Below are 19710 nucleotides of genomic sequence, written 5' to 3' on the forward strand. Positions count from 1 at the left end.
CGCATTCAGAGGACGAAACGCGAGGGGTGGCTAGGGGGTGACCCACTTCTGGTTCGCGCCACCGCCGCAGGTCCAGATCTGGAGTCTCGTCCCATTCGCGGAGCTGTTGCCGGTGGCGTCCAGGCATTTGTTCGCCTGCGGGTTCACGATGTCGCGCGCGCCGCTGATCGCCCACTTCTGCGCGCCGGATCCGTTGCAGTCCCACAGTTGCACGGCCGTGCCGTCGGCGGTGCCTCCACCGGAGACGTCCATGCACTTGCCGAGCGCGCGGATCGTGCCGTCGCCGCCGATGGTCCAGTTCTGCGCGGCGTTGCCGTTGCAGTCGGTGATCTGGACCGGAGTGCCGTTGGCGGTGTTCGCGCCCGCGACGTCGACGCACTTGCCGCCGATCCCGGTGATCCGGCCGCTCCGCCCGGCCGTGTCGCTCGAATTGACGTGCACGTAGTCGACGACTAGACGCTGCGGGAAGACCGTGCTGGAGTTCGGGTCACCCGGCCAGTAGCCGCCGACCGCGAGGTTCAGGATCAGGTAGAAGGGGTGGTCGAAGACCCAGCGATTGCCGTTGAGGTCGGCGGGGGTGCGGGTCTGGTAGAGGTTGCCGTCCACGTACCACTTGATCTGGTTCGGCGCCCAGTCGACGGCGTAGGTGTGGAAGTCGTCGGAGAAGTTCGGGCCGTTGTAGGCCGCGCCGATGCCGCCCGCGCCGGAGTAACCGGGGCCGTGGAGGGTGCCGTGCACCGTGTTCGGCTCGAAGCCGACGTTCTCCATGATGTCGATCTCGCCGCTGTCGGGCCAGCCGACGTTGCCGATGTCGGCGCCGAGCATCCAGAACGCGGGCCACATCCCTTGTCCGCGCGGCAGTTTCATCCGCGCTTCGAACCGGCCGTAGGTCTGGGTGAACTGGCCCTGTGTGGACAGTCGCGCCGAGGTGTACTCGCAGCGCCCGTACCAGCAGTTGTAGTTGCCGGGGTTCTCCTTCTTCGCGGTGATGACGAGGTTGCCCTGGCCGTCGAGCGCCGCGTTGTTCGTCCCGGACGTGTACCACTGCCGCTCGTGGTTGTTGACGTTGTCGCCGGTTTCGAAATGCCACTTCGAAGTGTCGATACCCGCGCCGGCGGGCCCGTTGAAGTCGTCGGTGAAGGTCGCGGCCGTGACCGCGGCCTCGGCGGCCGGGGCTTGGGCCGTCGCCGGGAGTGAGCCGAGGAGGGCGCCGGCGGCGAGGAGTGCCGCCCAGCGAAAACGGGAGGAGATGGACATCGTTGTCGCCTCTCTTCGCAGGCAGAGAACTACTTTGTTGTGCCTGACAACAAAGTATGCATGGTCTCTACCACTGCGACAAGACGTATTTTTCAGCCTCGAATTAAGGTCAGGCGGCGGTGCCGCGCTTCGATCCGGCCGTCCGCGGGTCCGCGCCCTGGTCGAGGAGGGCGGCGACCGGGAGGGTGGCGGCTCCTATGGCGACGGCGTCCGGGCCGAGCTGTCCGAGTCCGATCTCGGTCTGGTCGAACACGTGCGCCAGCGCGTGCTCGCCCGCCACGCGCCGGATCTCGGGCAGGTACTGCTCGCCGAGCGCCAGCCCGGCCCAGCCGCCCAGCACGATCCGCTCCGGGTTGAACAGGTTGATCAGATTGCCGATGCCCGCGCCGAGGTAACCCGCCGTCTCCTCCAGTACCTTGGCCGCGGCCTTGGACTTGCCCGCGGACTCCAGCAAGGCGGCGAACTGCGTCTGCTCGTCCTCACCCGAGGTGGCCTTTCCGCCACGCGCCTTGCGATAGCGGGCGAGAACGCCCTCCGCGCCGACGTAGGACTCCAGGCAGCCGCGCGATCCGCAGCGGCATTCCTGTCCGCCGTAGACGATCGTCGTATGGCCCCATTCGCCCGCGCTGCTGGTGGAGCCCCGGTACGTGGTGCCGTCGGTGACCACGGCCGCGCCCACACCGGACCCGATCAGGACGATCACCGCGTGCCGGGCGCCGCGGCCGGCGCCGAACCACATTTCGCCCTGGCCCTGGGTTTTCGCGCCGTTGTCGATGAACAGCGGCAGCTCGACACCCTCCGCGCGCAGGAGGTCGGTGAGCGGGACCTCTTTCCAGCCGATGGTGGGCGCGTGCACACGCAGCGCCTCACCCTGTTCGACGGTGCCGGGGACGCCGATGCCGACACCGAGCACGGTCGCCTCGTCGATCCCCGATTCCGTGATCACCTCCCGGAGTCCGGACGCCACCTGGGTGACGGCGGCCGCGGCGTCCGGCCGGGGCGAGGCGAGCGGATGCTCGACGGTGGCGAGCCGGTTCATGGTGAGGTCGAACAGTTCGACCTTCACGCCGGTCTCGCCGATGTCGACGCCCGCGACATGGCCGTACGCCGGGTCGACGCGGAGCAGCACGCGCGGCCTGCCGCCGTCGGACTCGACGAGCCCGGCTTCGGTGATGAGGCGTTCTTCGCCGAGTTCGGCGGTCACGTTGCTGACGGTCGCGGCGCTCAAACCGGTCAGACCGCTCAATTCGTGGCGGCTGAGCGGGCCGTCGAAGTAGAGTTTCGACAGCAGGAGGGAACGGTTGTGCCGCCGCAGGTCACGGACGGTGGTGCGCTTGGCAGGCATGCGGATACCCATCTTATGGCGGCGGACCCTTCCAGGATGCCCCACGACCTTAGCCTCCGCCATGTATCAACTGGTGAAATAAGGCGGGAAGAGGGTCATGACGGGGGACGACGAGCTCATCGGCACCTTGCCGCCCGACTTCCGATGGGGTGTCGGCAGCTCGGCGTACCAGGTCGAAGGCGCGGTCTCCGAAGACGGACGAACACCGTCCATTTGGGACACCTACGCCCAGTCCCCGTGGTCCGTCGACAACGGTGACACCGGCGAGGTCGCCTGCGATCACTACCACCGGATGCCCGCCGACGTCGCGCTGCTCAAGGAACTCGGCGTCGACACCTACCGGTTCTCCGTTTCCTGGCCCCGTGTGCAGCCGCGCGGGCGCGGCGGCGTCAACCCGGCGGGCATCGCCTTCTACGACCGGCTGGTCGACGAACTGCTCAACAACGGCATCGATCCCTGGCTGACGCTGTACCACTGGGATCTGCCGCAGCACCTCGAAGACGCGGGCGGCTGGCCCGCGCGCGACACCGCCGTGCGGTTCGCCGATTACGCGATGCTCGTGTTCGAGCGGCTGAGCGACCGGGTCCGCCACTGGACCACGCTGAGCGAGCCTTGGTGCACGGCCATGCACGGTTACGTCCACGGGGTGATGGCGCCCGGCCGCCGGGACGCGAAGGCGGGGATGGCGGCGGCGCATCACCTGCTGTTCGGCCATGGGCTCGCCGTGCGGCGGATGCGGGAACTCGCCCCGCCCGGGACGAAGTTCGGCATCACGCTCAACCTGAGCACCGCCGATCCGGCCACCCCCAGCGAGGCCGATCGCGAGGCCGCCCGGTTCGAGGACGGTCTCGGGACGAGGTTCTACCTCGACGCGCTCGTGCGCGGCCGATACCCGGAGGACGTCCTCGAGACCCTTGCCCGGCAGGGTATCCGCCTGCCGTCCGAGCCGTGGGACCCGTCGATCATCGCGGCACCGCTCGATTTCCTCGGCGTCGACTACTACTTCGGGACGCGGTACTCCGGGGTGGAGGAGAACGGGAAAGCGGTGGAGCACTTCGGGATGCCGTCGTTCCGCAAGGTGCCGTTCGGGGCGCCGTCGACGGTACTGGGCTGGGAGATCCTGCCGCACAAGCTCACCGAACTGCTCGTCCGGATCAGCCGCGACTATCCCGATCTGCCCCTTTACGTCACCGAAAACGGCGCGGCGTTCGCCGACGTCCCCGACGAGACCGGATTCGTCCGCGACGAAGACCGCGCCGCGTACCTTTCCGCGCACATCGCCGCCACCGCCGCCGCGCGGCAGGCTGGCGCGGACGTCCGCGGCTACTTCGCCTGGTCCTTTTTGGACGGTTTCGAATGGGCGTACGGCTACGCGAAACGGCTCGGCCTGGTGCGGGTCGACCGCGAGACGCAGGCGCGGACGGTCAAGCAGAGCGGGCTGGCGTACCGCGACATCGTCGAGCGGGTGCGCGGCGGACGGCGGTAGGGTCTGCCCCACCCTCGATCCGGCGGTCCGCTCCCTGTTTTCCGAAAGTCTCACGTCCTAGGTTCGGCATCGAAAGTTGGTCGCCGGTAAAGGAAACGTGGGGGACAGTGATGACCGTCAGGCTCGAACAACGTGACGAACCGGGTACGGTGCCACGGAAATCGTGGTGGCGGAGGCCGTGGGTGGGGCCGCTGGCCGTCGTCGTCGTGGTGTTCCTGGCCTTTTCGATGCCGCCGTATCTGGCGATGGACCCATCGCTGTCACGGGTCCCGCAGCCGGCCGGGTTCACCTCGCACTACTGGTTCCTCGCGGCGCACGTGCTGTTCGGCTCGATCGCGATGGTCGGGGCGCTGCTCCAGATCTGGCCGTGGTTCCGGGCGAAATACCCGGCGGTGCACCGGAAGATCGGCCGCGTGTACGTCTTCGCCGGGGTGCTCCCGGCCGGGCTGCTGGCGCTGACCGTCGGCGCGATGAGCCCGTTCGGCCCGGTGACGCGGGTGGCCAACGTGCTGGCCGGGGTGCTGTGGCTGGCGTGCACGTTCGCCGGCTGGCGCGCGGCACGGCAGCGCCGGTTCGGCGATCACCGCCGCTGGATGATCCGCAGTTTCGCGCTGACCATGTCGATCATCGTCAGCCGTCTGGTCGGCCCGGTCGCGGTGATCGTGCTGCAACCGCAGCTGGAGACCACGTTCGGCGGCAGCGAACTCGCCTTGACCCAGTCGGTCGCCGGGATCACGGCCTGGCTGAGCCCGACGCTGGTCGTGATCGCCACGCAGTGGTACCTCGATCGCCGTCCGGCTAGGAAGAAGTCAGCGATCGCGCGATGATCGTCCGCTGCACTTCGGACGCGCCTTCGTAGATCCGCGGCGCGCGGACCTCGCGGTAGAGGTGTTCGAGCAGATGCCCTCGCCGCAGCGCCCGCGCGCCGTGGATCTGCACGGCGGAGTCGACGACGTACTGCGCGGTCTCGGTGGCGAACAGTTTCGCCATCGCGGCGCGGCCGGCGAGGTTCCGCTCGCCCGCGTCGTAGGCGGCGGCCGCGGCGTAGACCAGCAGACGCGAGGCCTCGGTGCGGGTCGCCATTTCGGCGAGGGTGTGCGCCACGGTCTGCTGCTTCAGGAGCGGGCCGCCGAACGCGACCCTGGTCTGCGCGTGGGCGACGGCGGCGTCGAGTGCGGCCTGCGCCATCCCGACGGCGAACGCGCCGACACTCGGCCGGAACAGGTCCAGCGTCCGCATGGCCACGCCGAAACCGCGGTCCTGTTCGCCGAGCAGCTCGTCCCGCTCCACGCGGACGCCGTCGAAGACCAGGGTGCCGATGGGATGCGGGCTGACGAGGTCGAGGTGCTCACCCGACAGCCCGGCGCGGTCGGCCGGGACGACGAACGCGGACACGCCGCGCGAGCCCGCTTCCGGGGTGGTGCGGGCGAAAACGCTGTAGAAATCGGCCTCGGGGGCGTTGGAGATCCACATCTTCTCGCCGGTGAGACGCCAGCCGTCGCCGTCGGGTTCGGCGGCGAGTTCCAGCGCCGCCGCGTCCGAACCCGCGTTCGGTTCGGTGAGCGCGAAAGCGGCGACCGCGTCACCCGAGGCCACGGCGGGAACCCACTTCGCGACCTGCGAGTCCTGCCCGGACTGCAGCACGGGGTACGTGCCCAAACCCTGCAACGCCAACGCGGTCTCGGCTTCGGTGCTCTGGCTCGCGAGCGATTCCCGCAGGATGCACAGATCCGTCGCGGCGGCTTCCCGGCTCGGACTGCCGCCGTCGACGCCCGGGAACAGCCGGGAAAGCAGGCCGAGCGCGCCCATTTCCTTGAGCAGCGGCCGGTTCACCGCTCCTTCGGTGCCGGATTCGGCCAGCGGGCGGAGCTTTTCGGCGCCCAGCCGCCGGACCTCGTCGGCGAAGGCCTGCTGTTCGGGGCTCAGTGCGAAGGCTGTCATCGGTCGCTCCCAGGTCGCCAGCGGGCGTGTGCGGTGCCGGGTTCGCCCGAACGCAACAGCTCCAGCCGTGGTTTCGGCCCGTCGGTGCGGCCGCCCTGCGGTTTCCGGCTGCCCGCCGCGAACTGCTTCGGCCACGGCATCGGATAGCCCTGTTCGGCGGCGGCGTGCAACGTCCATTGTGGATCGTAAAGATGTGTCCTGCCGAGCGCGCACAGATCCGCGCGGCCCGCCAGGATCAGCGAGTTGACGTCGTCGTAGGAGGAGATCGCGCCGACGGCGATCACCGCGATCCCGTACTCGCGCCCGATCTCGTTGCGGATCCGGTCCGCGTACGGCGTCTGGTAACTGCGGCCGTACTCGGGTTTCTCCTCGCTGACGACCTGACCGGTCGAGACGTCGATGCCGTCCGCCCCGTGCTCGGCGAACGCGCGGGCGATCTCGACGGCGTCGTCGACGTCGATCCCGCCGTCGTACCAGTCGGTCGCGGAGATACGGACCGTCATCGGCCGCTCCGCTGGCCAGGCCGCGCGGACGGCGTCGAAGACTTCGAGCGGGAAGCGCAGCCTGTTCTCCAGCGAGCCGCCGTACTCGTCGGTCCGCCGGTTGGTCAGCGGCGACAGGAACGACGACAGGAGGTAGCCGTGCGCGCAGTGGAGTTCGAGGAGGTCGAACCCGGCGCGCGCGGCGGCAGCGGCGGAGTGCGCGAACTGGTCACGGATCTCTTGTAGCTCAGGGATCGAGAGCTCGCGCGGGATCTGATTCGCGTCGCTGTACGGGATCGCGGACGGGGCGCAGACCTCCCAGTTGCCCTCGGACAGCGGCTGATCGATGCCGTCCCACATCAGTTTCGTGGAACCCTTGCGCCCGGAGTGGCCGAGCTGGACGCCGATCCGCGCTGGGGTGTGGGCGTGGACGAAGTCGGTGACTCTTGCCCAGGCTTGTTCTTGTTCTTCGGTGTAGAGGCCGCCGCAGCCCGGGGTGATGCGGCCGGTTTCGGAGACGCAGACCATCTCCGTCATCACCAGACCGGCACCGCCGAGCGCCTTGCTTCCCAGGTGTACCAAGTGGAAATCGGTCGGGACGCCGTCTTCGGAGGAGTACATGTCCATCGGCGAGACGACGACGCGGTTCGGCAGCTCCAGGCTCCCGATGCGGAACGGCTGGAACATCGGCGGCCGGACGTCGGAGTCCGATGAGTGCACAGTGGACGCGAACCAGGTGTCCAGTTCGGCGGCGAACTCGGGATCGCGCAGCCGGAGGTTGTCGTAGGTGACGCGGCGGCTGCGGGTGAGGATGTTGAACGCGAACTGCGCCGGATCCTGGTGGGTGTACTGGCCCATGTTCTCGAACCACTCCAGGCTCGCCTGTGCGGCGCGCTGGGTGGAGGTGACGACGGGGCGGCGTTCGGCTTCGTAGGCTTCCAACGCACTGTCCATATCGGACTGTTCGCGCAGGCAGGCGGCGAGCGCGAGCGCGTCCTCCATGGCGAGTTTCGTGCCGGAGCCGATGGAAAAGTGGGCCGTATGCGCGGCGTCGCCGAGCAGGACGACGTTCTCGTGCCGCCAGCTCGCGCAGCGCACGGTGGCGAACGCGGTCCACTTCGAGTTGTTGGCGAACACCTGGTGACCGCCGAGGACGTCCGCGCACAGTTCGCGGATGACCTCGATGGACTTCTCGTCGCTTTCACCCGGCGCCAACGCGGTCGCGGCGATCTCGCCGAACGCGCGCTGCCAGACGTCCTCGTGCAGTTCGAGGATGAACGTGCTCGCGGTGTCGCTGTACGGGTAGCCGTGGATCTGCATGATCCCGTGCGGGGTTTCGAGTACGTGGAACTTGAAGGCGTCGAACACGAGATCCGTGCCGAGCCAGATGTACTTGCAACGCCGGGTCTGGAGGTTCGGGCGGAAGCTCTCGGCGAGCGCGTTGCGAGTCGGGGAATTGACGCCGTCCGCCGCGACGACGAGGTCGTACTCGGCGCTCGCCTCGGCCGCGCTCGGCGCCTCGGTGTGGAAACGGACGTCCACGCCGAGCTCCGCGCAGCGTTCCTGGAGGATGCCGAGCAGCCGTTTGCGGCTCATCGCGGCGAACCCGTGCCCGCCGGAGGTGTGCACCGTGCCGCGGAAGTGGACGTCGATGTCGTCCCAGCGCGCGAACTCGGCCCGCATGGCGGCGTGGATCACCGGATCGGCGTGTTCGATCCCGCCGAGCGTCTCGTCGGAGAACACCACCCCGAACCCGAAGGTGTCGTCGGGCGCGTTGCGCTCCCAGACGGTGATCTCGTGATCGGGATGGAGCTGTTTCGCCAGCGTGGCGAAGTAGAGCCCCGCCGGGCCGCCGCCTAACACCGCGATACGCACGTCGCTCAGGGTATGTCGCGGTATGTACGACCGTCAACGATACGGGATATGCTGACCCGTATGGAGCGCATCAACCCGCCCGAGCTCGGCCGCCCCTCCGGCTTCTCGCACGCCGTCGCCGCGACCGGGAAATTCGTCTTCCTCGCCGGTCAGACGGCGTTGGACGAGGAGAACCGCATCGTCGGCGACGGCGTGGTCGCGCAGTTCGAACGCGCGCTGTCCAATCTGCTCACCGCGTTGCGGGCGGCGGGCGGCGGGCCGTCGGACCTGTGCAGCGTGACCATCTACATCGTCGACATGGACGACTACCGCGCCCACGCGCGCGAGATCGGCGCGGTGTGGAAGCGGCTGGCCGGGAGCGAGTACCCCGCGATGGCGGGGATCGGCGTCAGCCGGCTTTGGGACGCCGAGGCGCTGGTGGAGGTGCAGGGCTTCGCGGTGGTGGCCGCGTGAAGCGACATGTCATGAAAGGGTCGTTCAGGACATATTTCGTCCTGAACGACCCTTTCATGACATGTCGGAAATGGTGCGCGAGACGTGCGCGGCCGCGGCTTCGCCCAACCGCGCGTGCAGCGTGAAGAACAGATCCGCGGCCCGGATCCCGGCCCAGCCGGACGGCAGCAGTTCGGCGGGCAGCCCCGGGTCGAGGTAGGGCAGCCGCCGCCAGTCGGTGAGCACCCGCACGTAGTCGGCGAACGCTTCGGCCTCGTCCGTGGTCTTGCGCCGTTGCCATCGCCGGAGCGCGGCCGCGTGCTCGTCGAGGAACGCGGTGTACAGCGACTCGAGCTGGTCGAGGTCCCACCAGTCGCGGATCTTCTCCCGCACGTCGCCGAACGCGAGATGCTCGGCGTGGAAGAGATCGGCGTAACCCTCCAGTTCGAGCCGTCGCAGCATGTCGGAGGTCGCGTCACGCAGATGCGCGGGCGCGATCCAGACCCCGGACGACGCGGTCCCGAAGCCGAGCCGGGCGAGCTGCGTGCGAAGAACGTGCCTTTTGTGCCGTTCGGCTTCCGGGACGGAGAACACCGCGAGCAGCCAGCCATCGGCGGGGGTGGCGCGTTCGCGGCGGAAGATCCGCTCGTCGCCTTCGCGCAGGATCGCCAGCGCGGTTTCGGAAAGTTCGTAACCGGCGGCCCCGTCGCGGCGCACCGCGGAAAGGATCCCGCGCCGCTTCAGCCGCGAGATCGACGACCGGACGGCGGGTTCCTCGACGTCCACGCCGGCCAGCAGATCGATCAGGGAGCGGACCGAAAGCCAGCCGCCTTCGCCGCGCGAATAGAGGCCGTACACGGTCACGATCAACTGGCGCGGTTGCGCCGTTCGCCCCGCGCCGTCGACTTCGGTTGCCTCCGACACGGCCGTCACCCGGTCACCATAACAACGAAGGCGCGCTCTCGTTTCGGCCGTGACCGAAGCGTTCCGCACTTAGCGTGGCGACATGGAGAATCCGCTGATCGAAGCCCCTGTCCCGCCGGTGCCTCAGGACGTCGAGCCGGGTGGTGTCGGGTGGTTGCGGGCCAAGGTGGCCCGGTTCAGCCGTCCGGAGGACCACGCGCGGCGGCGGGCGTTGGTGCTCGACGAGCTCGCGACGATGGGGGCGTTGCGGGACAAGGCTTTCGCGCTCACTCGCGAAATGCGGGACGGCGGGGTGGACCGGATCCTGCGGACGGTCCCGGTCGCCGTGCTGGCGGCCGAGCTCGGCCTGCCGGACGTTTCCCGCGACATCGCGACGGTTTCCGGCAGCTACCACCCGCATACGGGAATCGGGGACGACGCCGAAGAAGCAATGCGACGGCTGATCGAGGTCTGCGGGGGCGACGTCGACGAGCGGACGGCCGCACGGATCGGGCTTCTGGTCCAGGCCTGTGACGCGACGGCCAAGCTGCTCGGGAAGGCGCTGGCCGCCCACCGGTCCGATGAGGACGCCGAAGGTTTGCTCGCTCGGGTGCTGCGGGAGGATCCGCCGATCCGGATCACCCGGCGGTGGGTCGGCGGCGAGGTGGTCGAGGTGGACCTGTCGGAACGGCCGTTCGGAACAGGGCCCAAGCGGTGCCCGGGAGAAGCGCAGGCACTGCAAGTGGCCGCGGGAATTCTCGACGCACTCCTGTGCTAATACTTACCCCGGTCATCTGGAACTGGGGAGTCTTTCGATGCTGTATTTCAATGGTTTATTCGGCGTTCTCACGCTCGGTCTGTGGATCTTCTGCCTTGTCGACGTGATCACCACGGACGAGGGATCGTGCCGCAACATGCCGAAGGGGATGTGGCTGCTGCTGGTGCTGATCGTCCCGCTGATCGGCTCGATCGTCTGGCTGGTGGCCGGTCGTCCGCAGGGCGCCGCCCGCGCCCGGCGCGGCCGGTACGAGCGGGAGACGCCGGCGTTCCCGGAGTACGACCGGCCGGGCCGGTTCGCCGCGACGAGTGCCGAAGACGACGAAGAGTTCCTCCGCAAGTGCCGGGAACGGGCCGAGGCGCAGCGCCGCAAGGCGCGCGAAGGCTGAGTAGCCTCGCAGGAGAGATCGACACTGGAGGAAAGCATGTCCGAAGCGTTGGACTGGAACAAGAACATCATCAAGGAGTTCCGCGAGAACGAGGGCAAGGTTGGCGGCCCGTTCGAGGGCGGTTCCCTGCTGCTGCTCACCACCATCGGGGCGAAGAGCGGCGAGCCGCGGACCTCGCCGCTCGCGTATGCGGAGGAAGACGGCAAGTACATCGTCGCCGCGTCGTACGCCGGGGCGGACAAGAACCCGGCCTGGTACCACAACATCGTGGCGAACCCGAAGGTCACCATCGAGGTCGGCACGGAGAAGTTCGACGCGACCGCGACCGTGGTGCTCGAAGACCGCGCCGAGCGTGACCGTCTCTACGCGAAGATGGTCAGCCTCATGCCGGGCTTCGCCGACTACGAGGAGAAGACCGATCGGGTGATCCCGATCGTCACGATCTCCCGCTGACCCAGCCGCATTTAGTCCTCTGGATGCGGTACCTGCGCCTGCAACTATCGCATTCAGAGGACGAAACGCGGGAGGGTCAGCGCGCGCCGCTGGGGGCTTCGACGGCGCTCGGGCGCTTGAGTTCGGCTTCGGCCGCACGCAGTGCCTTGCGCTCCTGGCGGCGCGCGATCAGCTTCTTGCCGGTGAGGATCATCGGCTGCTCGACCCAGCGGTGGATGAGATCCGCGATCCCGAGCCCGACCGCGAACACGGTCAGCGCGCTGATCATCCGGTGCTCGCCCAGCGGCGGGATCGCCGCGACCACGGCGAAGTGCACCGGGCCCTGCAGCAGGTAGAGCGAGTACGAACGCTCACCGACGAAGCGCATCACCTTCGTCGCCAGCAGCCAGCGCAGCGGCCCCGGCGAGACCAGCACGACCAGCAACATCGCCGAGAGCAGGCCGTAGGCGATCAGCAGACCCAGGTTGCTGCCGGTCTCCCACCACAGGCTTTCCATGTTGACGTGCAGGACGGCGAACGCGCCGAACACCGGGATCGCCGCGAGCGGATGGGTGAGCGGTTTGATCACCGCGTAGGACCGGCGGTAGTGCATCGCGATCGCCAGCACGCAGCCGATCAGCAGGATCGCGTAGTGCACGGTCGACCGGTAGATCGGCACCTGCGGCCCGTTGAGCACCCAGCCGCTGGTGACCCCCACCAGCCCGGCCATCAGCGCGAACGCGGCGAACGCCAGCGCGAGTTTGCGCCACGCCGCGGCCAGCCCGACAGCGCCCGCGACCACCAGCAGGAACGGCCAGACCAGGTAGAACTTCTCCTCGATGCCCAGCGTCCACGAGCCGCTGAAGAAGTTGTCCGGCCCGTTCGGGCTGCTGGCGGGGAAGAACTCGTTGAAGAAGGTCAGGTAGTACTTCAGCGCGTGCGGCAGTTCGCGGGTGAAGAACTCGCCGCGCAGCCACACGAACACCACGATGCCGCCGAGGATCACCAGGTACGGCGGCAGGATCCGGAACACCCGCCGCAGGTAGAACGCCGAAAGCGAGATCCGGCCGGTCCGGTCCTGTTCACGCAGCAGCAGCGTCGTGATCAGGAAACCGGACAGCACGAAGAAGATGTAGACACCGACCCAGCCGGACAGCCAGTTCCATTTCGGACCCGCGAAGTGGAAGAGGATCACGATGGTGGCCGCGATCGCGCGCAGCCCGTCGAGCGCGGGGAACCGACGCATGGCGAGGAACTCGTCATGGTCCAAAGTGCGCACAGTGCCCCCTAATGGCGGTATCGGCCCGGAAGTATACGGGTCCCGCCCACTGTGCCTTCGCCCCGGATGGAGGCCATCTACCAGCGGATTTCGGGCATCACCCAGCGTCACGCGCCGGTTCGACGTTATGCGTCAGCCGGAACCGGTTCGCCGGGTCGACGGCGGCCTTGACCTGGGCGAGCCGACGCAGATCGGCCGGGGAGTAGACCTTGGACGCTTCCTCGTCGGCGCCGCTCTCGCCGTAGACGAAGGTCAGCAGTTTGCCGGTCGACCAGGGCTTCAGCGCGTCGAACAGTTTCCCGTGGGCCGCCTTGATCTCGGCCATGCCCGTGTCGTCCACTACGGACAGTGCCCGCACGGTGAAGCGGGCTTCACGGTCCCATCCGACGCCGGGGTGCTCGGGCGGGTCGGACAGCGCGCCGCCGAGCAGATCCAGCAGGACGACGGTCGGCACCGGGGCGTCCGGGCCGGCGTGTTCGAGGATCGCGTCGAGCATCGAGTCGCCGAGCTTGGAAACGGTGACGTTGTCGGCGCGGTAGCCGTGCGGGAAGGGCGGCTCGTTCGCGATCTTGCCCGATTCGGTGAACGGGAGCTCGGCGAGCGTGTCACCCAGTACGGGGGCGGCGGCGCGCAGCGGCGCGACCAGGCGTTCGCCCTCGGCGGCGTCGCCGAGGTAGGCGACCCGGATCTGGGCGACGTGCTGCCCGCGCAGCGGTCCGGGCACCATCGGCAGATCCGGCATCGGGACCATGCCCAGCGAAGACGTCATCTCGCGCGGCATCTCCGCCGCCCAATCGCGCCAGGCGTGGAGCACCGCGGACAGCGATTCGGTGCCGAATTGCAGGCTGCCGCCGTACAGCCGGGTGACCGGGACGAGCCGGAACTCGAGCGCGGTGACGATCCCGAAGTTGTCGCGGCCGCCACGCAAGGCCCAGAACAGGTCCTGTTCGGTGTCCGGGGTGGCGCGGCGGAGTTCGCCGTCGGCGGTCACGACCTCGATCGCGGTCACCTGGTCGGCGGCCAGCCCGTACTTGCGGCCGAGCAGGCTGAACCCGCCTCCGAGGGTGTAGCCGACGACGCCGACACCGGGGAAGGAACCGCTGAGCGGCGCCAGCCCGTGCTGGGCGGCCGCCTCGATGACCGCACCCCAGCGCACGCCCGCGTCGACCCGTGCGACTCCGTCGTCGATCCGGATCCCGGTCATACGGTGGGTGGTGACGAGGACGCCGCCCTCGAAGGGGACGCCCACGCCGTGCCCGGTCGAATGAACGGCGATCGGGAGGTCGTGCTCGCCGGCGTAGCGGACGGCCTCGTCGACGTCGGCGGCCGAAGCGGCGGGCACGATGACGTCGGGGCGGCGGGGCACGGCGGTCTGGAAACCGGCGAGTTCGTTGTCGTAATCCGGGTCGCCGGAGCGGAGCATGGTGGTCATGACACCAGGGTGGTCTCGATTCCGCCAGAAGTCCAAGATCTAGTTTGTCTGGGAACTAGAATCATCGGTTATGGAACTGCGTCAGCTCGAATACTTCGTCGCGGTAGCCGAAGAAGCGAATTTCACCCGCGCCGCCGAGCGGCTGCACGTCGCGCAGCCAGGCGTCAGCGCCCAGATCCGCCGTCTCGAACGCGAACTCGGGCAGCCGCTGCTCGACCGGTCGGCCAGGTCGGTGCGGCTGACCGAGGTGGGTGCCGCCGCGCTCCCGCACGCGCGGGCCGCGCTCGCCGCCGTCGCCGGGGTGCGGCAGGCGGTCGACGACCTCACCGGCCTGGTCCGCGGCCAGGTCGCGATGGGCATGGTGTCCTCGCGCGGTCCGGTCAACCTCCCGGATCTGCTCGCCCGCTTCCACGAACGGCATCCCGCCGTGGACATCACGCTCGCCGAGGCCACCTCCGACGTCCTGCTCGCGGGCGTCGCCGACGGCCGCTTCGACATCGCGCTGATCGGGCTCTCCGGGGAACCGCCGCCCGGGATCGGTTTCGAGGTCGTCCTCGACGAGCCGCTCGTCGCCATCTCCGGGCCGGAGGATCCGCTCATCGCGAAGGCCACGATCACGCTGTCGGAGCTGGAAAGCCGCTCGCTGGTGAGCCTGCCGAAGGGCACCGGCATGCGCGCGATCGTCGACGCCGCGTTCCTCGCCGACAGCGCGCAGCCGAGGGTGACGCTGGAGGCGGGCGATCCGAACGTCGTCGCCGAACTGGTCGGCCGAGGGCTCGGTGTCGCCGTGGTGCCGATGTCGCTGGCGACGCACTACACGGATCTGCACGCCATGGAGATCACGCGGCCTGCCGGGCTGCGCGCGAAACTGGCGCTGGCCTGGCGGACGGAGGGGCCGGTCAGCCCCGCCGCCCGCGTGTTCATCAGTCAGGCTCGGGCGCTGCTCGGGTTGTGAGCCGCCACAGCGAGGTCACCTCCCGCGCGCGGGCGTCGTGCAACGGATCCGTCCGATCGGTGACGCGCGGATGCCGCGGCCGGATGTCCTCCCGGCCCCGGATTTCGAGGCCGGACCGGTCGAACGCGGCCAGCAGCTCGTCGCGCGTGCGCAGGCCCAGCAGTTCGGCGAGGTCGGACAGGATCAGCCACGCCTCCCCGCCGGGCTCGAGGTGCCGGGGCAGCCGGTCCAGGAACGCCTTGAGCATCCGGCTTCCCGGGTCGTAGACGGCGCGTTCGAGCGGAGTCCGCGCGCGGGACGGCAGCCACGGCGGATTGCAGACGACCAGCGGCGCGCGGCCCGGCGGGAACACATCCGTTTCGAGCGTTTCGATCCCGCCGAAACCGAGGCGTTCGAAATTCTCGCGTGCGCAGGCGAGCGCGCGGGGTTCGTTGTCCGTCGCCACCACGCGCTTCACGCCCCGGCGTGCGAGGACCGCGGCGAGCACGCCGGTCCCGGTGCCGATGTCGAAGGCCAGTTCCTTGGCGGGCAAGGGAGTCCTCGCCACCAGATCGACGTACTCGCCGCGGACGGGGGAGAAGACCCCGTGGTGCGGATGGAGTTTCGCGCCGAGCGCCGGGATTTCGACGCCCTTCACCCGCCATTCGTGCGCGCCGATGACGCCGAGCAGTTCGCGCAGGGACACCAGCGACGCGGTTTCGGAAGGCCCGTAGACCTCGGCGCAGGCGTCGCGTACGTCCGGCCCGCGACGCAACGGCAGGACGTGGCCGGGATCCAGCGGGACCAGCAGCCTGCCGAGGAGCCGTGCCCGGCGTGACTGATGGTTCCGCTGGTCCGGAAAGGGTTTCCCGGCCGCCGTTCCGCACCGGCGGGACAGCGCGGCGAGGAGGTTCCGCGCGCCGGGGAAGTCGCCGTACCAGGCGAGTCCGGTGCCGGAAGTGGCCAGCCGGAACGCCTCGTCGGCGGTGATCCCGTCGTCGACGTCGACAACGGTGAGAGGCGGTTTCACGCCGACGGTGGTCAGCCAGTGCCGACCACCGTCCTTTGTGGACAGGGGGTTCATGGTTTCCGTTCCTGGATCCGCCCGCGGCGAAGAGACCCCGCGGGTGTGGCTCGTCGGGGACAAGGTCAGGAACGGCGGCTAGCGGACCACCGCGGCATGAACCGGCGTCGACACGTATCCGAGCCTACCGGAACGCGGCGGCGTGATCCGCGGCCCAGACGTCGAACTCCAGCGCCGGCCTGCCGGTGACGTCCTGGACGGCCGAGGTGACCTCGCCGGGTTTCGTGACGAGTTCCCGGAATCCGGTCAGCATCGTGTCGACGATGAAGTCCGGCATTTTCGCGAGCATGGCCGCCCTGGTTTCCTCCAACGGGGTTTCCTCCCAGCGCGCCGGGCGGCCGGCGGCCTCGCTGATGAGGCGCACCTGCTCGCTCTGCGTGATCGGCCGCGGCCCGGTGAGCACGTACTTCGCCCCCGCGTGCCCGTCTCCGGTGAGCGCTTCGACGGCCACCGCGGCGATGTCCCGCTCGTGGATCATCGTCATGGCCGCCTCGCCGTACACCCCGCGGACGACGCCGTCCGCGCGAATCGACGGCGCCCAGCCGAGGGTGTTCGTCGCGAACGCGTGCGGCCGCAGGAAGGTCCAGTCCACGCCCGCGGCTTCGATCGCCTCCTCGACGGTCCGGTGCCAGGTGCCGATGGCGTTGTCCTGTTCCGCCAAGGAATCGTCGACGGCTCCCGAGGACAGGAACACCACGCGCTTCACCCGCTCCCCGAGCAGTGCCACGGTGGGCACCAGTGCCTCGGCGGATCCGGCGAGCATCAGGAACACCGTGTCGACGCCGTCGAGCGCCGGTGCGATCGTTTCCGGATCCGTCAGGTCGCCGCGGACCCCGTCCGGCGGCGGATTCCGGCTCAGCGGCCGGACCGGGACGTCTCGCGACCGCAACTGGGCGACCACTTGCGAGCCGACGTGGCCGGTGGCGCCGGCGACCAGGATCGGCTTCATGCCGCCACCGCCGAGACGATCGGGCGGTACCGCTTGACGGACCCGCCCGACATCCCCGGGTAGGTCTGCACCTTCTTCCACACGTCCGTGGTGCCGATGCCGTCGGAGCCTGGGGCCGCGAGCGCGGCGCGGTGCGCTTCGGCACTGGTCCATTCGGCGTAGTTCAACACCCGGGTCCCGTCGGTGCTGACGTGGAAATGCCCGCCGATACCGCCTTCCGGCCGCGCGGGTTCCGACGCCAGCGCTTCGAAGACGAGGTCGATCCAGTCGCGCTGTCGTCGCTCGTCAGGGCCCTCGAACTCGACCGAGACGATCACGAGGCAGCCGGGCACACCCTCGCCGCGCTGCCCGCGGTAGAGCTGGAACACGGGCGCGCCGTCCAGGTCCTGGATCGCGTCTTCGCTGGTCCACTGCTCGTAAGTGAAGGCGCCGTCGTGGTCGATGCCCTCGTACGCGGTGAAGGAGACGAGCCCTTCGGCTCCGTTCGCCCGCGCCTCGAACGCCGCCCGCGCCGTGTCGGTGTCCGGGTACTCCCTCGCCACCGCGACCAAGCCGGCCGCCGGTTCCGGCCAGTGTCCCTTGTGGATGGTCATTTTCTCGATCCCCTGTTTCGTCATGCCTCCAGCATGAAACTTAAACAAGGGTTGAAGTCAAGCTAGGATGGCGGACATGGCCGAACTGCCGTCCGAACTCACCATCGGGGAACTGTCCCGGCGCAGTGGTGTCGCCACCTCCGCCCTGCGGTTCTACGAGCGCCAAGGCCTCATCGGCAGCAGGCGGACCAGCGGGAACCAGCGCCGCTATCCCCGCACCATGCTCCGAGTGGTCGCGTTCATCCGCGCGTCGCACCACCTCGGCATCCCGCTGGAGGTGATCGGCGACGTGCTCGCGTTCCTGCCGGAGGGTGCCGCGCCGGATCAGGCCTTTTGGCAGCGCGCCTCGGAATGCTGGAGCGCCGAACTCAACAAACGCATCGAGCAGCTGGAGTGCATGCGCGACCGGTTCACCGAATGCATCGGTTGCGGCTGCCTGTCCTTCGAGCAGTGCGTCCTGGTGAACCCCGGTGACGTCCTCGCCGCCAAGGGGCCGGGCCCGGCGCGGCTGATCAACGACTGACCAGGGCCATCTTCCGCTCCAGCAGCCGTCTTTCGGCGCTGTTCCCGGCTCTTCGGATGGCCGCTTCGTACTCCCGCGCCGATTCCGTCTCGCGGCCGGCGCGATGCAGCAGATCGGCGCGGATGGCGTGGTAGAGGTGGTATTCCTCCAGATCGAGGCCGTCGATCGCGGTGAGCGCCGCCGCCGGGCCGTCGACTTCCGCCACCGCGACGGCCCGGTTGAGCGCGACGATCGGGGTCGGGTTCAGCTCCAGCAGCAGGTCGTACAGCTGGACGATCTGCGACCAGTCCGTGCTCGCCGTGTCGGCGGCGTCGCTGTGGACGGCGTTGATCGCCGCCTGGATCTGGTACGGCCCCGGCTGGTTCCGCCGCAGGCACGCGCGGACCAGCGTCTGCCCTTCGGCGATCAGCTCCCGGTCCCACCGCGACCGGTCCTGTTCCGCCAGCAGTACGACGTCGCCGTCCGCGCCGGTGCGGGCCGCGCGACGCGATTCGGTCAACAGCATCAGCGCCAGCAACCCGGTCGCCTCCGGTTCGTCCGGCATGAGGCCGGTCAGCAGCCTGCCGAGCTGGATCGCCTCGGCGCACAGGTCCTCCCGCACCAGCCGCTCGCCCGAAGTGGCCGCGTAACCCTCGTTGAACACGAGGTAGATCACGGCGAGCACCGAACGCAGCCGATCCGGCAGGTCGGCGTCGCCCGGGACGCGATACGGGATCTTCGCGTCGCGGATCTTGCCCTTCGCCCGGACGAGCCGCTGCGCCATCGTCGCTTCGGGGACGAAGAACGCGTGCGCGATCTCGCCGGTGGTCAAACCGCCCAGCAGCTTCAGCGTCAGCGCGACCTGCGAGGGAACGGCCAGCGCGGGGTGGCAACAGGTGAAGATCAGCCGCAAGCGATCGTCACGCACCGGGCCCTCCTCCGCTGGTTCGTTGTCGGCGTTGAGCAGCGCGGCCTGCGCGTGCTTGTCGTCGCGGGCCGCGTCCCGCCGCAGGCGGTCGACGGCCTTGTTGCGGGCGGTCGTGATGATCCAGCCGGCCGGGCTCGGCGGCGGACCGGTGGACGGCCACCGGTCCACCGCCGCGGCGAAGGCGTCCTGGACCGCGTCTTCGGCGATGTCGATGTTGCCGAAGACCCGGACCAGCACGGACACCGCGCGGCCGTACTCCTCGGTGAAGACACGGCCGATGTCTTCGGTGGTCAGGGGACGCACGAAGGGTCTTCCACGCCCTGGAACGGCCGGACCTCGACCGGCAGGTAGGTGATCTCGGCGACCCGGCGGCCCCAGTCGAGCGCGGCGTCCAGATCCGGTACTTCGACGATGGTGAAACCGCCGAGGTGCTCCTTCCCTTCGACGTACGGGCCGTCCGTCATCGCGATCTCGCCGTTCTCCTTGGCCCGGAGCACGGTCGCGGTGGTCGGCGGGTGGAGTCCGGCGGCGAACACCCAGACACCCGCGGTCTTCATCTCGTCGTTGAGCGCCTGGATCTTGCGCATCACCGGTTCGAGCACCTCCGGCGGCGGGATGGGGCCGTCGGGGTGGTACAGGCTTATCAGGTACTGGGTCATGGCGTCCTCCTCAATCGTGCGGTTGTCACTC

At 69.2% G+C, this 19710-nt stretch carries 20 protein-coding genes; 8 read left to right on the plus strand and 12 right to left on the minus strand.

What is annotated here, in order from left to right:
• Positions 1 to 30 precede the first annotated feature (30 nt).
• Both DMH03_RS09390 and DMH03_RS09395 read right to left on the minus strand, forming a co-directional pair.
• Positions 31 to 1257, minus strand: coding sequence for a glycoside hydrolase family 16 protein (locus DMH03_RS09390; protein ID WP_125791647.1), 1227 nt, complete (start codon positions 1255 to 1257; stop codon positions 31 to 33).
• Between the two features lie 109 nt (positions 1258 to 1366).
• Entirely contained in the window at positions 1367 to 2614 is a 1248-nt protein-coding gene (locus tag DMH03_RS09395) for an ROK family protein (RefSeq protein WP_199748795.1), read from the minus strand.
• An 85-nt stretch (positions 2615 to 2699) separates the two neighbouring features.
• Between DMH03_RS09395 and DMH03_RS09400 the strand changes: the two genes are divergently transcribed.
• Together DMH03_RS09400 and DMH03_RS09405 are read left to right on the plus strand one after the other, a co-directional pair.
• Positions 2700 to 4088 (plus strand): GH1 family beta-glucosidase, encoded by a 1389-nt coding sequence (locus DMH03_RS09400; RefSeq protein ID WP_125791649.1) that lies wholly within the window; start codon positions 2700 to 2702, stop codon positions 4086 to 4088.
• Positions 4089 to 4198: 110 nt separating this feature from the next.
• Positions 4199 to 4915: a DUF2306 domain-containing protein gene (locus tag DMH03_RS09405; protein ID WP_125791650.1), complete on the plus strand. Its 717-nt coding sequence runs from the start codon at positions 4199 to 4201 to the stop codon at positions 4913 to 4915.
• Here DMH03_RS09405 and DMH03_RS09410 read toward each other — a convergent pair.
• Together DMH03_RS09410 and DMH03_RS09415 are read right to left on the minus strand one after the other, a co-directional pair.
• Complete coding sequence (locus DMH03_RS09410) at positions 4887 to 6029, minus strand: acyl-CoA dehydrogenase family protein (protein ID WP_125791651.1); 1143 nt, start codon at positions 6027 to 6029, stop codon at positions 4887 to 4889. The genes DMH03_RS09405 and DMH03_RS09410 overlap by 29 nt on opposite strands.
• Positions 6026 to 8386 (minus strand): bifunctional salicylyl-CoA 5-hydroxylase/oxidoreductase, encoded by a 2361-nt coding sequence (locus DMH03_RS09415; RefSeq protein WP_125791652.1) that lies wholly within the window; start codon positions 8384 to 8386, stop codon positions 6026 to 6028. Before DMH03_RS09415 ends, DMH03_RS09410 begins: the two co-directional genes overlap by 4 nt.
• Positions 8387 to 8434: 48 nt before the next feature.
• Between DMH03_RS09415 and DMH03_RS09420 the strand changes: the two genes are divergently transcribed.
• Positions 8435 to 8839: a RidA family protein gene (locus DMH03_RS09420; protein WP_199748797.1), complete on the plus strand. Its 405-nt coding sequence runs from the start codon at positions 8435 to 8437 to the stop codon at positions 8837 to 8839.
• 54 nt (positions 8840 to 8893) lie between these two features.
• Here DMH03_RS09420 and DMH03_RS09425 read toward each other — a convergent pair whose 3' ends face one another.
• Positions 8894 to 9751: a PaaX family transcriptional regulator C-terminal domain-containing protein gene (locus DMH03_RS09425; RefSeq protein ID WP_125791654.1), complete on the minus strand. Its 858-nt coding sequence runs from the start codon at positions 9749 to 9751 to the stop codon at positions 8894 to 8896.
• Positions 9752 to 9824: 73 nt separating this feature from the next.
• On the opposite strand from DMH03_RS09425, the gene DMH03_RS09430 reads away from it, so the two are divergent.
• Genes DMH03_RS09430 through DMH03_RS09440 form a run of 3 tightly spaced genes read left to right on the plus strand, consistent with a single transcriptional unit; the run spans position 9825 to position 11340 of the window.
• Positions 9825 to 10499: an oxidoreductase gene (locus DMH03_RS09430; RefSeq protein ID WP_125791655.1), complete on the plus strand. Its 675-nt coding sequence runs from the start codon at positions 9825 to 9827 to the stop codon at positions 10497 to 10499.
• A 37-nt stretch (positions 10500 to 10536) separates the two neighbouring features.
• Entirely contained in the window at positions 10537 to 10887 is a 351-nt protein-coding gene (locus DMH03_RS09435) for a PLDc N-terminal domain-containing protein (RefSeq protein ID WP_125791656.1), read from the plus strand.
• A 36-nt stretch (positions 10888 to 10923) separates the two neighbouring features.
• Positions 10924 to 11340: a nitroreductase family deazaflavin-dependent oxidoreductase gene (locus DMH03_RS09440; protein WP_125791657.1), complete on the plus strand. Its 417-nt coding sequence runs from the start codon at positions 10924 to 10926 to the stop codon at positions 11338 to 11340.
• Between the two features lie 76 nt (positions 11341 to 11416).
• Here the strand turns inward: DMH03_RS09440 and DMH03_RS09445 are convergent, their stop codons facing one another.
• Positions 11417 to 12598, minus strand: a complete 1182-nt coding sequence (locus DMH03_RS09445; protein ID WP_125791658.1) for an acyltransferase — start codon at positions 12596 to 12598, stop codon at positions 11417 to 11419.
• 97 nt (positions 12599 to 12695) lie between these two features.
• Positions 12696 to 14030, minus strand: coding sequence for an FAD-binding oxidoreductase (locus DMH03_RS09450; RefSeq protein WP_125791659.1), 1335 nt, complete (start codon positions 14028 to 14030; stop codon positions 12696 to 12698).
• A gap of 70 nt (positions 14031 to 14100) precedes the next feature.
• Between DMH03_RS09450 and DMH03_RS09455 the strand changes: the two genes are divergently transcribed.
• A complete protein-coding gene (locus DMH03_RS09455) occupies positions 14101 to 14985 on the plus strand; it encodes a LysR family transcriptional regulator (protein ID WP_125791660.1) in 885 nt (294 codons plus the stop codon).
• Here DMH03_RS09455 and DMH03_RS09460 read toward each other — a convergent pair.
• The 3 genes from DMH03_RS09460 to DMH03_RS09470 form a co-directional block, all read right to left on the minus strand.
• Entirely contained in the window at positions 14954 to 16048 is a 1095-nt protein-coding gene (locus DMH03_RS09460) for a class I SAM-dependent methyltransferase (RefSeq protein WP_125791661.1), read from the minus strand. The genes DMH03_RS09455 and DMH03_RS09460 overlap by 32 nt on opposite strands.
• 124 nt (positions 16049 to 16172) lie before the next feature.
• Positions 16173 to 16997 carry an NAD(P)H-binding protein gene (locus DMH03_RS09465; protein WP_125791662.1) on the minus strand — a complete coding sequence of 275 codons (825 nt, stop codon included), beginning with the start codon at positions 16995 to 16997 and terminating at the stop codon, positions 16173 to 16175.
• Positions 16994 to 17614: an antibiotic biosynthesis monooxygenase gene (locus tag DMH03_RS09470; protein ID WP_233611387.1), complete on the minus strand. Its 621-nt coding sequence runs from the start codon at positions 17612 to 17614 to the stop codon at positions 16994 to 16996. The genes DMH03_RS09465 and DMH03_RS09470 overlap by 4 nt, the downstream gene beginning before the upstream one ends.
• 52 nt (positions 17615 to 17666) lie before the next feature.
• Here DMH03_RS09470 and soxR point away from each other — a divergent pair, with 52 nt between their 5' ends.
• Positions 17667 to 18113: a redox-sensitive transcriptional activator SoxR gene (gene soxR / locus DMH03_RS09475; RefSeq protein ID WP_125791663.1), complete on the plus strand. Its 447-nt coding sequence runs from the start codon at positions 17667 to 17669 to the stop codon at positions 18111 to 18113.
• On the opposite strand, the gene DMH03_RS09480 is transcribed toward soxR, so the two are convergent.
• Complete coding sequence (locus DMH03_RS09480) at positions 18103 to 19323, minus strand: RNA polymerase sigma factor (RefSeq protein ID WP_125791664.1); 1221 nt, start codon at positions 19321 to 19323, stop codon at positions 18103 to 18105. The two genes, soxR and DMH03_RS09480, sit on opposite strands and share 11 nt — an antisense overlap.
• Positions 19311 to 19679 (minus strand): YciI family protein, encoded by a 369-nt coding sequence (locus DMH03_RS09485; protein WP_125789303.1) that lies wholly within the window; start codon positions 19677 to 19679, stop codon positions 19311 to 19313. Before DMH03_RS09485 ends, DMH03_RS09480 begins: the two co-directional genes overlap by 13 nt.
• Positions 19680 to 19710: the final 31 nt, after the last annotated feature.

Origin of the sequence: Amycolatopsis sp. WAC 01376, assembly GCF_003947415.1 — a bacterium.
In the GTDB taxonomy this organism is placed as follows: Bacteria; Actinomycetota; Actinomycetes; order Mycobacteriales; family Pseudonocardiaceae; genus Amycolatopsis.

What these genes read in the sequence shown, in the direction of transcription:
- DMH03_RS09420 (WP_199748797.1), top strand. Translation starts at nt 8,435, where the DNA reads ATGCTGACCCGTATGGAGCGCATCAACCCGCCCGAGCTCGGCCGCCCC.
- DMH03_RS09400 (WP_125791649.1), top strand. Translation starts at nt 2,700, where the DNA reads ATGACGGGGGACGACGAGCTCATCGGCACCTTGCCGCCCGACTTCCGA.
- DMH03_RS09395 (WP_199748795.1), bottom strand. Translation starts at nt 2,614, where the DNA reads ATGGGTATCCGCATGCCTGCCAAGCGCACCACCGTCCGTGACCTGCGG.
- DMH03_RS09485 (WP_125789303.1), bottom strand. Translation starts at nt 19,679, where the DNA reads ATGACCCAGTACCTGATAAGCCTGTACCACCCCGACGGCCCCATCCCG.
- DMH03_RS09435 (WP_125791656.1), top strand. Translation starts at nt 10,537, where the DNA reads ATGCTGTATTTCAATGGTTTATTCGGCGTTCTCACGCTCGGTCTGTGG.
- DMH03_RS09455 (WP_125791660.1), top strand. Translation starts at nt 14,101, where the DNA reads ATGGAACTGCGTCAGCTCGAATACTTCGTCGCGGTAGCCGAAGAAGCG.
- DMH03_RS09410 (WP_125791651.1), bottom strand. Translation starts at nt 6,029, where the DNA reads ATGACAGCCTTCGCACTGAGCCCCGAACAGCAGGCCTTCGCCGACGAG.
- DMH03_RS09465 (WP_125791662.1), bottom strand. Translation starts at nt 16,997, where the DNA reads ATGAAGCCGATCCTGGTCGCCGGCGCCACCGGCCACGTCGGCTCGCAA.
- DMH03_RS09390 (WP_125791647.1), bottom strand. Translation starts at nt 1,257, where the DNA reads ATGTCCATCTCCTCCCGTTTTCGCTGGGCGGCACTCCTCGCCGCCGGC.
- DMH03_RS09405 (WP_125791650.1), top strand. Translation starts at nt 4,199, where the DNA reads ATGACCGTCAGGCTCGAACAACGTGACGAACCGGGTACGGTGCCACGG.
- DMH03_RS09470 (WP_233611387.1), bottom strand. Translation starts at nt 17,614, where the DNA reads ATGACGAAACAGGGGATCGAGAAAATGACCATCCACAAGGGACACTGG.
- DMH03_RS09450 (WP_125791659.1), bottom strand. Translation starts at nt 14,030, where the DNA reads ATGACCACCATGCTCCGCTCCGGCGACCCGGATTACGACAACGAACTC.
- DMH03_RS09430 (WP_125791655.1), top strand. Translation starts at nt 9,825, where the DNA reads ATGGAGAATCCGCTGATCGAAGCCCCTGTCCCGCCGGTGCCTCAGGAC.
- DMH03_RS09440 (WP_125791657.1), top strand. Translation starts at nt 10,924, where the DNA reads ATGTCCGAAGCGTTGGACTGGAACAAGAACATCATCAAGGAGTTCCGC.
- soxR (WP_125791663.1), top strand. Translation starts at nt 17,667, where the DNA reads ATGGCCGAACTGCCGTCCGAACTCACCATCGGGGAACTGTCCCGGCGC.
- DMH03_RS09460 (WP_125791661.1), bottom strand. Translation starts at nt 16,048, where the DNA reads ATGAACCCCCTGTCCACAAAGGACGGTGGTCGGCACTGGCTGACCACC.